The 13,635-nt window shown below is 73.7% G+C and carries 16 protein-coding genes; 11 read left to right on the top strand and 5 right to left on the bottom strand.

Annotated elements, in window-relative coordinates:
• The first annotated feature begins 14 nt into the window (after positions 1-14).
• From thiE to ACYVM4_RS08930, 7 genes are all read left to right on the top strand, one after another.
• On the top strand, positions 15-734 hold the full coding sequence (gene thiE / locus ACYVM4_RS08960) for a thiamine phosphate synthase (RefSeq protein WP_438612850.1): 720 nt from the start codon (positions 15-17) through the stop codon (positions 732-734).
• 112 nt (positions 735-846) lie between these two features.
• On the top strand, positions 847-1,881 hold the full coding sequence (locus ACYVM4_RS08955; protein ID WP_460668300.1) for a hypothetical protein: 1,035 nt from the start codon (positions 847-849) through the stop codon (positions 1,879-1,881).
• A gap of 188 nt (positions 1,882-2,069) precedes the next feature.
• A complete protein-coding gene (locus ACYVM4_RS08950; RefSeq protein WP_460668299.1) occupies positions 2,070-2,981 on the top strand; it encodes a VOC family protein in 912 nt (303 codons plus the stop codon).
• Between the two features lie 209 nt (positions 2,982-3,190).
• Complete coding sequence (locus tag ACYVM4_RS08945) at positions 3,191-3,520, top strand: DUF3140 domain-containing protein (RefSeq protein ID WP_368823324.1); 330 nt, start codon at positions 3,191-3,193, stop codon at positions 3,518-3,520.
• Between the two features lie 118 nt (positions 3,521-3,638).
• Positions 3,639-4,265 carry a TetR family transcriptional regulator gene (locus ACYVM4_RS08940; protein ID WP_460668298.1) on the top strand — a complete coding sequence of 209 codons (627 nt, stop codon included), beginning with the start codon at positions 3,639-3,641 and terminating at the stop codon, positions 4,263-4,265.
• Positions 4,262-5,932 carry an MDR family MFS transporter gene (locus tag ACYVM4_RS08935; protein WP_460668297.1) on the top strand — a complete coding sequence of 557 codons (1,671 nt, stop codon included), beginning with the start codon at positions 4,262-4,264 and terminating at the stop codon, positions 5,930-5,932. Before ACYVM4_RS08940 ends, ACYVM4_RS08935 begins: the two co-directional genes overlap by 4 nt.
• 218 nt (positions 5,933-6,150) lie before the next feature.
• Positions 6,151-6,354: a hypervirulence associated TUDOR domain-containing protein gene (locus ACYVM4_RS08930; RefSeq protein ID WP_368823321.1), complete on the top strand. Its 204-nt coding sequence runs from the start codon at positions 6,151-6,153 to the stop codon at positions 6,352-6,354.
• A 37-nt stretch (positions 6,355-6,391) separates the two neighbouring features.
• Here ACYVM4_RS08930 and ACYVM4_RS08925 read toward each other — a convergent pair whose 3' ends face one another.
• Positions 6,392-6,739 carry a hypothetical protein gene (locus ACYVM4_RS08925; protein WP_368823320.1) on the bottom strand — a complete coding sequence of 116 codons (348 nt, stop codon included), beginning with the start codon at positions 6,737-6,739 and terminating at the stop codon, positions 6,392-6,394.
• Positions 6,740-7,088: 349 nt separating this feature from the next.
• Here ACYVM4_RS08925 and ACYVM4_RS08920 point away from each other — a divergent pair, with 349 nt between their 5' ends.
• Entirely contained in the window at positions 7,089-7,286 is a 198-nt protein-coding gene (locus ACYVM4_RS08920; protein ID WP_368823319.1) for a hypothetical protein, read from the top strand.
• A 15-nt stretch (positions 7,287-7,301) separates the two neighbouring features.
• On the opposite strand, the gene ppgK is transcribed toward ACYVM4_RS08920, so the two are convergent.
• A complete protein-coding gene (gene ppgK / locus ACYVM4_RS08915) occupies positions 7,302-8,162 on the bottom strand; it encodes a polyphosphate--glucose phosphotransferase (protein WP_368823318.1) in 861 nt (286 codons plus the stop codon).
• A gap of 231 nt (positions 8,163-8,393) precedes the next feature.
• Here ppgK and ACYVM4_RS08910 point away from each other — a divergent pair, with 231 nt between their 5' ends.
• A complete protein-coding gene (locus tag ACYVM4_RS08910; RefSeq protein ID WP_460668296.1) occupies positions 8,394-9,764 on the top strand; it encodes an MFS transporter in 1,371 nt (456 codons plus the stop codon).
• Between the two features lie 43 nt (positions 9,765-9,807).
• Here the strand turns inward: ACYVM4_RS08910 and ACYVM4_RS08905 are convergent, their stop codons facing one another.
• Positions 9,808-10,452: a helix-turn-helix domain-containing protein gene (locus tag ACYVM4_RS08905; RefSeq protein WP_460668295.1), complete on the bottom strand. Its 645-nt coding sequence runs from the start codon at positions 10,450-10,452 to the stop codon at positions 9,808-9,810.
• A gap of 98 nt (positions 10,453-10,550) precedes the next feature.
• On the opposite strand from ACYVM4_RS08905, the gene ACYVM4_RS08900 reads away from it, so the two are divergent.
• Positions 10,551-11,522, top strand: a complete 972-nt coding sequence (locus ACYVM4_RS08900) for an NAD(P)/FAD-dependent oxidoreductase (protein ID WP_460668294.1) — start codon at positions 10,551-10,553, stop codon at positions 11,520-11,522.
• 14 nt (positions 11,523-11,536) lie between these two features.
• On the opposite strand, the gene ACYVM4_RS08895 is transcribed toward ACYVM4_RS08900, so the two are convergent.
• Positions 11,537-12,043, bottom strand: coding sequence for an Lrp/AsnC family transcriptional regulator (locus tag ACYVM4_RS08895; protein WP_368823313.1), 507 nt, complete (start codon positions 12,041-12,043; stop codon positions 11,537-11,539).
• Positions 12,044-12,156: 113 nt separating this feature from the next.
• Here ACYVM4_RS08895 and ald point away from each other — a divergent pair, with 113 nt between their 5' ends.
• Positions 12,157-13,278 (top strand): alanine dehydrogenase, encoded by a 1,122-nt coding sequence (ald, locus tag ACYVM4_RS08890; protein ID WP_460668293.1) that lies wholly within the window; start codon positions 12,157-12,159, stop codon positions 13,276-13,278.
• Positions 13,279-13,437: 159 nt separating this feature from the next.
• On the opposite strand, the gene ACYVM4_RS08885 is transcribed toward ald, so the two are convergent.
• Positions 13,438-13,635: hypothetical protein (locus tag ACYVM4_RS08885; RefSeq protein ID WP_460668292.1), on the bottom strand; the 198-nt coding region annotated here is incomplete at its 5' end.

Here is a 13,635-nt window from a genome sequence, read left to right as displayed (position 1 = left end):
CCTATCATCAGCGTGTGACCCAGCATACCCGTGACGCCTCCGCCCCCGCCGAGTCCGCCCTGCGAGATGCCCGGACGGCGAAGCTCCTCGCCGCCCGGCTGTACGTGTGCACGGACGCCCGCCGGGACCGGGGAGACCTCGAGGAGTTCCTGCACGCCGCGTACTCCGGTGGCGCGACCATCGTCCAGCTGCGGGACAAGAGCATCGACGCGGACCAGGAGATCGCCGCGCTGCGGCTGCTGGGCCGGGTCGCCGCCGAGTACGACGCCCTGTTCGCCGTCAACGACCGCGCCGACATCGCCGCGCTGGTGGGCGCCGACGTCTTCCACGTGGGCCAGCACGACCTCACCCCCGCCCAGGCCCGGCACCTGCTGGGCCCCGACGTGCTGATCGGGCGCTCCACCCACGACCTCGGACAGGCCCGGACGGCGCTCGAGGACCCGGACGTCGACTACTTCTGCACGGGCCCCGTCTGGGCCACGCCCACGAAGCCGGGGCGCCCGGCCACCGGACTGGAGTTCCTCCGCGCGGTGGCCGCACTGACGGAGGCCCGGCTCGACGCGGACCCGGAGGTCCTGCCCGTGCCGTGGTTCGCCATCGGCGGGATCGACGAGCAGCGGCTCCCGCAGGTGCTGGACGCCGGGGCGCGCGGCGTCGTCGTCGTCCGCGCCGTCACCGAGGCCCCCGATCCCCGCGTCGCCGCGGGGCAGCTGCGCAGCCTGCTCCCCGCCTGAGCCCGGCACGGTTCCCCGCCCCGGTCCCCCATCCCGATGACCGGCCGGCTCCCCGCCGCCGCCCAGCACGTTCTGGGAGCATGGACGCAGGACGACGACGGAGAGGTGGCCCATGGACCCCGAGCTCGACCCCCAGGTGCGGCACGCGGTGGAGCGTCCCGCGGAGACCGCCCGCGGCCCGGAGGACGTGCAGCTGCGCGTCCGGCTGGCCGGTGAGCCCGCCCGCCGCGCCCTCGGCACCCACTGGGAGCAGGGCCTCCCGGAGGACGCCGCGCCGAGCGACGACCGGCTCGCCGCCGCCGTGCTGCTCGCCACCCTCTTCGGCGACACCTTCTGGCTGGAGCGCGCGGCCCGGCTGCCCAGCGACGTGCCGGGGTGTCCGTCCGCACCGCCGAGCGGGCTGCTGGAGCTGACCCGGGTGCCGGGGGCTCGTGCCGCCCTGGCCGCCGTGCTCGAGCGCCCGCTGCTGACCGGGCTCCTGGAGTGGGGCACCAACCCCCTGCCGGAGCAGCCCCCGCTCGCCGTGGCACGGGCCGCCCGGGATCTGGGCATCCCCGACGACGGGCGCGTCTACCGGGTGGTGCGCCGCCGCGCCGAGCGCTTCCTGGCGCGGGAGCACGACGGGTCCGAGCCGCTCGAGCAGTTCGTGACCCTGCTGAGCGAGGCGGAGCAGGGCCACCGCGAGGACGGTCCCGTGCTCTCGGGCGGGACCCTGCCCCCGGCGCCTCCCCCGGCGTCCGGCCCAGGTGCGGGACCGTCGTCCGCGACCGGTCCGGCGGCGGACGGCGACGTCCGCCCGGGAACGCCCCCGCCGGGCGCTCCCCCGGCGGGCTCGCCCGAGAATCCGCAGTGGGGTGTGAGCCCCGCGACCCCCGCCCCGCCGCCGCCGGCGCAGTACCCGGGGCAGTTCCCCGGACAAGGTGCACCCGGGTACGGGGCTCCCGGACACGGCGTCGAGCACCAGCCGCCCGGCGGACCGGGAGCCGGCGGGCAGGGAGCCTCCGGACCGGTGTTCGGTCCGGGCCCCGGAGGCTGGCCGCCGCGCCCGGCCGAGCCCGAGGAGGACGACTCCGACAACCTCAAGGCGTGGGGGCTCGTCTTCCTGGGCATCCTGGCGGTCATCGCGGCGCTGATCTTCATCCTCTGACCACGCCGCCGGCCCACCCGCTCCGACCACCGGACCGGGCGGACCCGGAACGGTGGTGCACCCCGCAGCGGATCGAGCACGGGGTCCCGCTCGCCGGCACCACCATTTACTTGCACAGGAAAGTTTCTCGCGCTATTCTTGGGGACATATCAACCAATGCACTGCCCCTGCCGACGGAGAACCCCGAGATGCCGATCTTTCCCCAGAACCCCGATCCCCGAAGCCTGACGAAGCGCCCCGCCGAGGACCTGCTGTCCGCCGGCACCCGGATGGGCGCCGTGGAGCTGCTGGTCTCCGACCTGGACACGATGGTCGCCTACTACTCGGACGCCATCACCCTCGACGTGCTCGCCCACGCCGGGGACACCGCGGTCCTGGGCCGGGACGGCCGGACGGTCGTGCGGCTGCGCCAGGTCAAGGAGCTCCCGCCGGCCCGCCGCGGGCAGGCCGGCCTGTTCCACACCGCGGTCGTCTTCGAGGACGAGCCGGCCCTGGCCGCGGCGCTGGCGTCCGTGGCGACCGTGGCGCCCCGCTCCTTCACCGGCAGCGCCGACCACCTCTACAGCCAGGCCTTCTACTTCGACGACCCCGAGGGCAACGGGGTGGAGCTCTACACGGACCGGCCCCGCGACACCTGGCGGCGGGAGTCCACCGGCCTGCTGACACTGGCCTCCAACCCCCTGGACCCGAACGGGTTCCTGCAGGAGCACCTGGCGGAACAGGACGGGCGGCGCCCGGCGGCACCGCCGGCCACCCTGGGCCACGTCCACCTGCAGGTGGGCGACATCCCGCTGGGCCGGCAGTTCTACGTGGACGTCCTGGGCTTCGAGGTGATGAGCGACATCGGCTCCGCCCTGTTCATCGCCGCCGGCGGCTACCACCACCACATCGCGCTCAACACCTGGCAGAGCGCCGGGGCCGGCCCGCGCGCGGCGTCACTGGGGCTGGGCCAGGTCAACATCGACCTGCCGGGCGCCGACGACGTCGCGGCCCTGGAGTCCCGGCTCGCGGACCACCGGATCCCCACCCGCCACGACGGCGCCGTGCTGCGCTTCGAGGACCCCTGGAGCACGCTGATCCAGGTGGGCGTCACGGCGTAGCCCCGGTCGCGCAGCCGGCCCGGCCGCTCCCCGCCCGAGCCGCCGGCGCGCCCACCCCCTCCCCCTCGCGCGACGAGGCGCCCGTCGCCCACCGGCTGCTCGCCGGCACCCCGATCCGCCGGTAGGTTGAGCCTCAGGCCCGGCGTGCCCGGGCACCGAGGGCGCGCGGCGACACGGCGGCCGTCCGGGTCGAGAGCGAGGAGCAGGACGTGGGCGACAGCGAGGACACCACCGGCAAGGACTTCGACGAGGCCGTCAACATGACCGCCCGACAGCTGTCCGCGTGGCTGGAGACCGACGAGTCCACCTCGGTGGGCCAGGACGACGGCGGGGAGTCGGTGGGCCACCGCTCCGGGCGGCGCATCGTGGAGATCCTGCAGAAGTCGAAGGGCGAGCGCACCGACGCCGACCACGAGCACATGCGCAAGGTGGTCGGCTACGTCCACCGCCACCTGGCCCAGCGGCCCGACGGGGACGTGCGCGAGACCCGGTGGCGCTACTCCCTGATGAACTGGGGCCACGACCCCCTTAAGGACTGAGCCGGAGGGCCCCCGAGGACTGGGCCGGAGGGCCCCTCCGGCCCGTCGGGGAGAGCCGTACGGTCCACCCCCTAATATTGCAGTTGTGCAGAACGTGCAGAAGTGCAAAAATGTGGTCGTGAACGACGACTCCCCTCCCACCCTGCGCGCCCGCAAGAAGGCCGAGACCTGGTCCGCGATCCACGAGGCGGCCGCCGCCCTCGCGGTCGAGCGCGGGGTCGAGGGCACCACGGTGGAGGCCGTCGCCGCCGCGGCCGGCGTCTCCCCGCGCACCTTCTTCAACTACTTCCCCGCCAAGGAGGACGCCGTCCTGGGCATGCGGGCCCCCGTCCTGGACCCGGAGCTGCTGGAGGGGTTCTCCCTCGAGCACGACCTGCTGGGCCAGGTCTCGCGCCTGCTGCTGGCCGTGACCCGCAGCGCCTACGCGGGCCGGGACGCGGAGCGGCGCCGGAAGCTGCTGCAGGACCACCCGGGGCTGGGCCGCCGCCGGCACGAGCTGATGCTCGAGGCCGATGCACTGGTGCGCCGCACCCTCGCGGAGCTGCTGTCCCGGGACCCGGAGTGGTCGGCCGGGATCGAGGAGCACCGTGTGGACGAGGTCGCCCGGATGCTGGTCATCCTCGGCGGCGTCCCCCTGCGCTTCGCCATCACCGCCGAGGGGTACTCCCCGGCGCACGGCCTGCCGGCCGAGGACCACGAGTCGGCGCTCGCCCTCCTCCACCGCCTCCAGGAGAAGCTCTCATGACCCGCACCCCCGCCCACCGGGCCGAGCCGGGCTCCGGCTCCCGGCACCTCGTGCTGCTCTTCGTCGGCCTGATGCTCTCCATGCTGCTGGCCGCGCTGAACCAGACCGTGCTCAGCACGGCGCTGCCCACGATCGTGGGCGAGCTCAACGGGGTCGACGAGATGCTGTGGGTCATCACGGCCTACATCCTGGCCTCGACCATCATGATGCCCGTGTACGGCAAGCTCGGGGACCTGATGGGCCGCAAGCCCCTCCTGCTGGGCGCGATCCTGGTGTTCATGGCCGGCTCAGTCGTCGGCGCGCTCGCCGGCACCATCGAGGTCCTCATCGCGGCCCGCGCCGTCCAGGGCCTCGGCGGCGGCGGCCTGATCATCCTCTCCCAGGCCGCCATCGCCGACGTGGTGCCCGCCCGGGAGCGCGGCAAGTACATGGGCGTCATGGGCGGGGTGTTCGCCCTCGCCTCGGTGGCCGGTCCGCTGCTGGGCGGGTTCTTCACCGAGGGGCCCGGGTGGCGCTGGGTCTTCTGGATCAACATCCCGCTCGGGCTGCTGGCGCTGGCCGGAGCCGTCCTGTTCCTCAAGCTCCCCCGGCACAGCGGCCGGCCGCGCCTGGACGTCGGCGGGATGGTGCTGCTGGCCGTGGCCACGACCTGCCTGGTGCTGTTCGCCACCTGGGGCGGCGGCAAGTACGCCTGGACCGACCCCGTGATCCTCGGCCTGATCGCCGGGACGCTCGTGAGCGCCGCGGCGTTCGTGGCCGTGGAACGGCGCACCGCCGAGCCGATCATCCCGATGCACCTGTTCCGCGAGCGCAACTTCGTCCTCACCACCCTCGCCGGGCTGCTCACCGGGGTGGCGATGTTCGGGGCCCTCGGCTACCTGCCCACCTACCTGCAGATGGTCTTCGGCGTCGACGCCACCCGCTCCGGGCTGCTGATGGTGCCGATGATGGCCACCATGCTCGTGACCTCGGTGCTCGCCGGGCAGGCGGTCAGCCGGACCGGACGCTACAAGTGGCTGCCGGTGGCCGGCAGCGTGATCGTGGCCGTGGCCATGGGCCTGCTCGCCACCCTGACCCCGGAGCAGGGGGTGTGGCACGTGTGCCTCTACATCGCGGTCCTGGGACTGGGACTCGGCCTGTCCATGCAGATCCTCGTGCTGATCGTGCAGAACACCTTCCCCCTGCGGCAGGTCGGCACGGCCACCGCGGCCAACAACTTCTTCCGCCAGATCGGCGCCACCCTGGGCTCGGGGGTGGTCGGCAGCGTCTTCGCGAGCCGCCTGTCCGACCTGATGGCCGAGCGCCTCCCGGCGGCCGCGCTCGAGGGCGGTGCGGGCGGGGCCAACTCGCTCACCCCCGCCGTGGTCGCCTCCCTGCCGCAGGCGCTGCGGGACCCGATCGTGACCTCCTACAACGACGCCCTGACCCCCATCTACCTGTGGATCATGCCCCTGGGGCTGCTGGCGGCCGCCGTGCTGTGCTTCGTGGCCGAGAAGACGCTGGCCACCACGATCGAGACGGACGGCGAGCCCGAGGCGCTCGCCGAGGGCCGTCTCGTGGTCACCGCCGGCGAGCCGGCCGACCCGCGGACCGGGGACGAGGGCCGGGACGCCGGCGACCCGCGCGAGGAGCCGGCCGCCCTCGAGCCGGCCTCGGCGGCCCGGTAGCAGCGCAGCCCGACAGCCCCGGCTCGGCGGCAGCGGTCCGGCGGCAGCGGCGCAGCCGTCGCTGCCGGACCGTTGCCGCGCCCGGCGGGGGGTCGCCGCACCACGGTCGGCTCCGTAGGCTGAGTACCGTGCCCGGCACGGCCGGGCACCCGGGCCGGCGGCCGCCCGAGGGCGGACGGGCGCCGGCTCGGTCGAGCACCGGAGCGGAGGAGCAGCAGATGAGTCTGAGCAAGGGCACCAAGGTCACGTGGAACACCCCGCAGGGCACGACCGAGGGCAAGGTGATCGAGAAGAAGACCGAGGACTTCGAGCTCGACGGCCGCACGTACCGCGCCAGCGCGGACGATCCCCACTACATCGTGGAGTCGAACAGCTCCGGGGCCCGGGCGACCCACAAGGCCGACGCCCTCACCGAGGCCTAGCCGCCGGCCTGACCTCAGCCACAGCAGAAGGTGGCGTTCAGTCGCGGACGCCGGGCGTGTCCCAGACGAACGGACCGAAGGACGGGCCGGCCGGTTCGAGGTACTCGACGTCGGACGCCGGGATCAGGGCACCCGGACTGTACCCGTCGGCCTCGCAGCGCACCAGCACGACCATGCCCAGCTCGACCGGATCGTAGGGTGCGCACAGCACCACCTCACCCGCACGCAGGTCCAGGCCTGCGCGGTCGGTGCGCATGCGGTAGCGCGCCACGTGGGAGACGGTGATGGCCGAGACCGGGACGACGACCGGCCCCACCCCGATGCCGGGGAGGACATCGAGGGACCCCGTGTCGTCGGGAACAGGGGTCAGTTCGGAAATGCTCATGGCGGGGATCTCCAGTCGTGCGAGCGCATCGGGGTCTGCAAGTGGTCCCGGTGCCGGGCGGGGTGCACGACGACGCTGTCCCTGTCCATGATAGAGATCTGCGTCACACAGGGGAAGAGTCCTTCGCATCGGTCCACGGCCCCCCGGGCGGGGTGCACGAACTTTCACGCACCGGCGCCCCGATCGTCGTCCGGCGTCACAAACGCCGTGTCACCCTGCCGCCAACCCACCTCTGACCAGGGCTGATGCAAGGAATCGGCGACTGTGACGCACGGAACGCCCCGATGGCGGCGGTGCGGCCGCGAGTCACGCCTACATTCGCTGTAATGAACTACGAGGGGTCGACACCGTGATCACGATCAACATGAACAGCGCCGCGCTCTGCCGGCTGGAGCAGCAGGACCGGTCCCGGCCCGGCGCACGGCCGGTGAGCAGAGCCACCACCGCGAGCGCCGGCCCGGCGAGCGGCCGGGAGACCGCACCGGGGCCGAAGGCCGCTCCCCCGACCCCGACCGCTCCCCCGGCCCCGGAGAACGCCGGGGGCTGATCGCCCCGGTCCGGCTCAGCGGCTGCCGACGAGGCGGCTCGCCCGCACGACCCCGAGGTGGGCCTGGCGGCCGGCACCGACGATGCCGGCGGCGTTGCGCAGCTGCGCGGGGGCCACGCGGGCCCGCAGCCGCAGGTGGGGCAGGAACTCCTGGTGCCGCTCGCTGATGCCCCCGCCGAGGACGATCAGGTCCGGCGAGATGAGTCGCTCGAGGTGGGACAGGTAGCGCTGGAGCCGGTCCGTGTAGGTCGGCCAGTCCAGGGCCTCCTCCATCCGGGCGGAGGCGCCGGCCCAGCCGTCGACGTCCCGGCCGTCCAGCCACACGTGGCCGAACTCGCTGTTGGGGATCAGCTCTCCGTCCAGGAACAGCGCCGAGCCGATCCCGGTGCCCAGCGTGATCACCAGCACCGTGCCGTCCGCGCCGCGGGCGGCGCCGAAGCGCACCTCGGCGAGCCCGGCGGCGTCGGCGTCGTTGAGCACCGCGACCTCGCGCCCCAGTCCGTCGGCGAGCAGCTCCCGGGCGTCCGCGCCGATCCAGGAGTCGTCCAGGTGGGCGGCCGAGCGGGCGATGCCGTGGTCGATGATGGCCGGAACGCCGATGCCGACCCCGGCCAGGGGCCCGCCCGGCCCGGGCGCGTTCTCCACCTTCTCCAGGACCCCGCGCAGGGCGGCCACCACCGCGGCCGGGGTGGCCGGCGCGGGCGTGGGCACCCGGCGGACCGGGCCGACGGTGGTCCCGCGGACCGGGTCCACCACCGCGTACTTGATGGTCGTCCCGCCGATGTCCACCCCGAGGCAGCGGGCGTCGTCGTCGCCCCCCGCGGAGACGGGCGGGACGGTCGGGGGCGTCCGGGCGGACGGCAGGGCACAGGTCATCTCACGGTCCTGGATCGAGGCGGGGACGGCGCGCCCTCGAGCGGGCGGCGCCTGTTCGACTGTACAACCGGGCGGGGACGGCAATTATTCGCGCCGGTGCTGCTGCTCGGCCGGCGCGGCCCGTCCCGCCCCGGGCGTTCCCTAGAATCGAGAGGTCCAGGTCACCCCGGCGAGCGCCCGCGCCCCGCCCGGAGCCCGTCCGCCCCGCCGCCGTTCGAAGGACTTCCTCGCATGACCAGCTCTCCCACCGCCGTGTGGCCCGTGCCGCAGAAGACCACCAACCGGGTGCTGCTCGCCTGCTGGCTCGCGATCCTGGCCGAGGGGTACGACGTCGGAGTGCTCGGCGCCGTCCTGCCCGCCCTGGCGGAGCACCGGGAGTGGGATCTCACGCCGCTGGAACTCGGCGGGCTCGGCTCCTACGCCCTGATCGGCATGCTCATCGGCGCCATGACCATCGGCACGCTCTCGGACCGGATCGGCCGGAGGAGGATGCTGCTGGTCTCGATGGCCATCTTCACCACCATGCAGCTGGGCGCCGCACTGGCCCCCACCCCGGAGGCCTTCGGGCTCTTCCGGCTGCTCGGCGGCCTCGGCATGGGCGGGATCATCCCGGTGGCCGCGGCTCTCACCATCGAGTACTCGGCGCCGCGGCGCCGGTCCTTCCACTACGGCGTGATGTACTCCGGCTACTCCCTCGGCATCCTGGCCGCCGCGCTCGTGGCGATCGCCCTGCTGCCCACGCTGGGCTGGCGCTGGGTGGTCGGCGTCGGGTTCCTCCCCGTGGTCCTGCTGCCCCTGGTCGCCAAGCTGCTGCCCGAGTCCCTCGAGTACCTCGTGGGCAAGGGCCGCCGCGAGGAGGCCGCCCGCCTGGCGGAGCGGCTGCACGTGGACCCGTTCGTCGAGAGCGACTGGACACCGGTGTTCCCCGAGGAGGCGAAGGCGCGTTCCGTGGGCTGGAAGCAGTCGCTGGCGGCCATGTTCTCCGGCGGCTACCTGATCGCCACGGTCTTCTTCTGGATCTCCCTGTTCTGCGGCATGGTCCTGGTCTACGGCCTCAACACGTGGCTGCCCTCGATCATGCGCTCGGCCGGCTACGAGCTCGGTCCGGCCCTGACGTTCCTGGTGGTCTTCAGCCTCGCCTCGGCCATCGGCGGCATCGCCCTGGGCCGCGCCGCGGACGCCTACGGCAAGAAGCTCGTCCTGGTGGTCTTCTACCTGCTGGGCGGGGTGGGCATCCTGCTGCTGATGTTCCCCAACAGCATCGTGATCAACTACGTGTTCGTGGCCCTGGCCGGCATCGGCTCGATCTCCACCTCACTGGTCCTCACCGGCTGGGTCGCCGAGTACTACCCCGCCCACTCCCGCGCCACCGCCACCGGCTGGGCCCTGTCCTTCGCCCGGATCGGCGCGATCTCGGGCCCGCTCATCGGCGGCTGGATCGGCTCCATGGCCCTGCCGTTCCAGTGGAACTTCATCGTCTTCGCCGCCGTGGCGCTGGTCGCCGCCGGGGCCGTGGCCCTGATCCCGCAGTTCCCGGGCCCGGCCGCGCTGCCCGGTTCGTCAGGGCGCACCGAGACGGTGCCGGCGGCGCCGGGCCCCTGAGCCGGACCGTCCGCCGGCCGGGCGTCCCGGCCCCGGACGCGCATCACCCGCTCGGGTCGACCCCGCCGGACTCCGGGCGGTCGGTCGAGGCCCGCACCCGCCGGTCGTCGGCCGGGTCCTCCGCGTGCAGGTGGGCCCGCTCGCCGTCGTGGTCGAGCACGGTGAGGATCTCCACCGGCCCGCCCTGCGCCACGATGGCGTGCGGGACCATCGTGGAGAACTGCGCCGCCTGACCGGCCTCGACCACGATGACCCGCTCCCCCAGGTGCAGGCGAGCGGTCCCGGAGAGCACGGTGAACCAGTCGCGGCCCGGGTGCACCGCCAGTCGGTCCGGGGCGGGCGGCCGGCCCGGCTGGATGCGCATCTTGGCCACGGTCATCCCGTGCAGGGCCCGGTCGGAGGAGAGCAGCCACGTGGTCAGTCCCGGCGTGCTGCTGGGCTGCGGGCGGATCACCACGTCCTCGTCCTCGGGGGACTCGACGAGCTGGTCGAGCGAGGTGTCGAGGGCGCGGGCGATGGGCACCAGCTGGTCGAGGGCGATCCTGCGGTGGCCGGTCTCGAGCCGGCTCAGCGTGGACGGGCTGAGGTGGCACCGGGCCGCGAGCGCGTCCAGGGACCAGCCGCGGGCCAGCCGGAGCCCCCGGATGCGCCGGCGGATCACGGCGTCCAGGTCGAGTTCTTGCGTCATGGGCAAGATGCTATGTCTAGAACGCATACGACGTCTACCGTGGTGCTGCGGCCGGGAGTTCCCGGCCGGAGGAGACCGCAGGAGAGCAGAGGTGTGCCATGAGCCCGGAACTGACCCATGACGTGGTGGTCGTCGGAGGCGGTGCCGCCGGCCTGAGCGCAGCCGTCGCCCTGGCGCGCTCCCGGCGCTCGGTGGTCGTGGTGGACGCCGGCGAGCCGCGCAACGCCCCGGCCGGTGGCGCGCACAACCTCCTCGGCCGCGAGGGGGTCCCACCGCTGGAGCTGCTGGCCGCCGGCCGGCGGGAGGCCGAGGAGTACGGGGCGGAGATCGTGCCGGGCCGTGCCGTCACGGCCCGGGCCGAGGCGGACGGGTTCACGGTCGGCCTCGCCGACGGCAGCATGCTGCGCGCGCGGCGGCTGCTGCTCGCCTCCGGGCTGGTCGACGAGCTCCCCGACGTGCCCGGCGTGGCCGAGCTGTGGGGGCGGAGCGTGCTGCACTGCCCGTACTGCCACGGGTGGGAGGTCCGCGGCCGGCGCATCGGCGTGCTCGGCGCGGGCCCCATGAGCATCCACCAGACGCTGCTGTTCCGGCAGCTCAGCGAGGACGTCACCTTCTTCCCGGACCGGATGCCCGACCCCGGCGCCGAGGCGTGGGAGCAGCTCTCCGCCCTGGGGGTCCGGGTGGTCGAGGGGCCCGTGCAGCGGCTGCGCGTCGAGGAGGACGTCCTGCGCGCCGTGGTCCTCGACGACGGGCCGGAGGTCATGGTGGACGCCCTGGTCGTGGCGCCCCGGTTCGTGGCCCGGGCGGAGCTGTACGAGCAGCTCGGCGGCGCCCTGACCGACCACCCCGTCGGGGCACTGATCGCCACGGGCCCGATGGGCGGAACCGAGATCCCCGGGGTGTGGGCGGCCGGCAACGCCGGCGACCTCTCGGCCATGGTCTCCTCGGCGGCAGGAGCGGGGGTCGGCGCGGCCGCGGCGATCAACGCGGACCTCGTGGCGGAGGACGCGGCCGCCGCCGTGCGGGCACGGGCGGACGGGCTCACCGCGGGGACTCCCTGCCGCGGGTGAGGGTCGGTCCGGGGTCAGATCTCCACGGATCCCTGGACGTGCTCGAACACGAGGCTGGTCTGCGTGCTCGCCACCGCCTGGTTGGAGGACAGGTGCTCCAGGACGAACTGGCGGATGTGGTCGGTGTCCCGGGCCGTGACGTGGATGAGGAAGTCGTCCGAGCCCGCCAGGAAGAAGAACTGGGACACCTCCGGCACCGACCTCAGCCCCTCGCCGAACGCGGACATCAGGTGCCGGGCCCCCGGCCGCAGGCGCACGCTGATGAGGGCCTCGATGGTGCTCCCGAGCGCCCGGGGGTCCACCTCGACCGTGAACCGGCGGATCACCCCCGAGCGCTGCAGCCCCTTCATCCGGGCCAGGCAGGTGGACGGGGCCACTCCCAGCGCCTCGCTGAGCGCCTGGTTGGTCATCCGGGAGTTCTCCCGCAGCAGCGCGAGCAGACGCCGGTCGAGGTCGTCCAGCTCGTCCCGGGGCCGCCGATCCTGCGGTGCGGAACGCGTGAGCGGGGTCACTTTCTCCATGGTTCTCCCAGTTCTGCACCGATTGCCGAAGGATCGTCGATCTCTGCGACAGGAAGGGCGATCAATCGTAGTTTTGTGGCACCCATTCTACGTTTTCTGCGGAAGGCCCTTCGATGATCATCTCCGTTCCCACCGAAGTGAAGACCGACGAGCACCGGGTGGCCATCACGGTCTCCGGCGTGCACGAGCTGCGCCACCGCGGTCACCAGGTGCTCATGGAGGCCGGTGCCGGCGTCGGCTCGGGCTTCTCGGACGGGGACTTCGCCGCCGCGGGCGCGGAGGTCGTGACGGACCCGGACGAGCTGTGGGCCCGTGCGGACATGGTGCTGAAGGTCAAGGAACCGATCGCCTCCGAGTACCACCGGTTCCGGGAGGGCCTGGTCCTGTTCACCTATCTGCACCTGGCCGCGGAGCCGGAGCTCACCCGCGCCCTGCTGGCGTCCGGGGTCACGGCCATCGCCTACGAGACCGTGCAGACCGCGGACCGCCGGCTGCCGTTGCTGGCGCCGATGAGCGAGGTGGCCGGCCGGCTCTCGGTGCAGGCCGGGGCCTCGGCCCTGACCGCCACCGGCGGCGGCAAGGGCGTCCTGCTCGGCGGCGTGCCCGGGGTGCGCCCCGCGCAGGTGACGGTGATCGGCGCCGGCGTGGCCGGCACCAACGCGGCCGCCATGGCCGTGGGCCTGGGCGCCGACGTCACGGTCCTCGACATCGACGTGGATCGACTGCGTGCCCTCGACGACCGGTACGCCGGGCGGCTGCGGACCGTCGTCTCCAACGCCTACGAGGTGGAGCGCGCCGTGACCGAGGCGGACCTGGTGATCGGTTCCGTGCTGATCCCCGGCGCCCGGGCCCCCAAGCTGGTCACCAACGAGATGGTCGCGGCCATGAAGCGGGGCAGTGTCCTGGTGGACATCGCCGTGGACCAGGGCGGGTGCTTCGAGGACAGCCGTCCCACCACCCACCAGGACCCGGTCTTCCCGGTGCACGACACCCTGTTCTACTGCGTGGCCAACATGCCGGGCGCGGTGCCCAACACCTCCACCTACGCCCTGACCAACGTCACGCTGCGCTATGTGACCGCCCTCGCCGACCGCGGCGTGGCGGCGGCACTGGCCGCCGACCCCGCCCTGGCCGCGGGGCTCAACACGGTGGCCGGCCGAGTCACGCACCGCTCGGTCGGCGAGGCCCACGGCCTGGACGTCGCCGACCCGGCGGAGCTGGTCGCCGCCGCCTGACCGGGAATGGCCGTCACCTCTGCACGTCGATGGCCGCCTCCAGCTGGTGGACCTTCCACCCCTCGAACCACGTCTCGAGCGTACGGGTGTGGTGAATGCCCTCCGGGGCGATCTCGGGGAGGTCCTGCCCACCACGATGAAGTCCGCGGAGCGGACCTCTCACAGTACGGCCGCGTCCCCGCCCAGGCCCATGGCTTCGGCGGGAGTGCGGCTGGAGGCGGCGACGGCTTCCTCCACCAGGAGGATCTGCACCGGGGTGTCACTCGACGGTGCCCGCTGCGAGCTGCACGTCTGCAGGGCGTCCGCCGGGGTGCTGGTGGGGAGGGCGTCGATGAGGGCGGTGAGGTCGGCGAGGTC

It is taken from the genome of Kocuria himachalensis, from assembly GCF_054784195.1.
The sequence above is the reverse complement of the archived record's forward strand: the minus strand, read 5'-3'. Positions and strand labels throughout refer to the sequence as shown.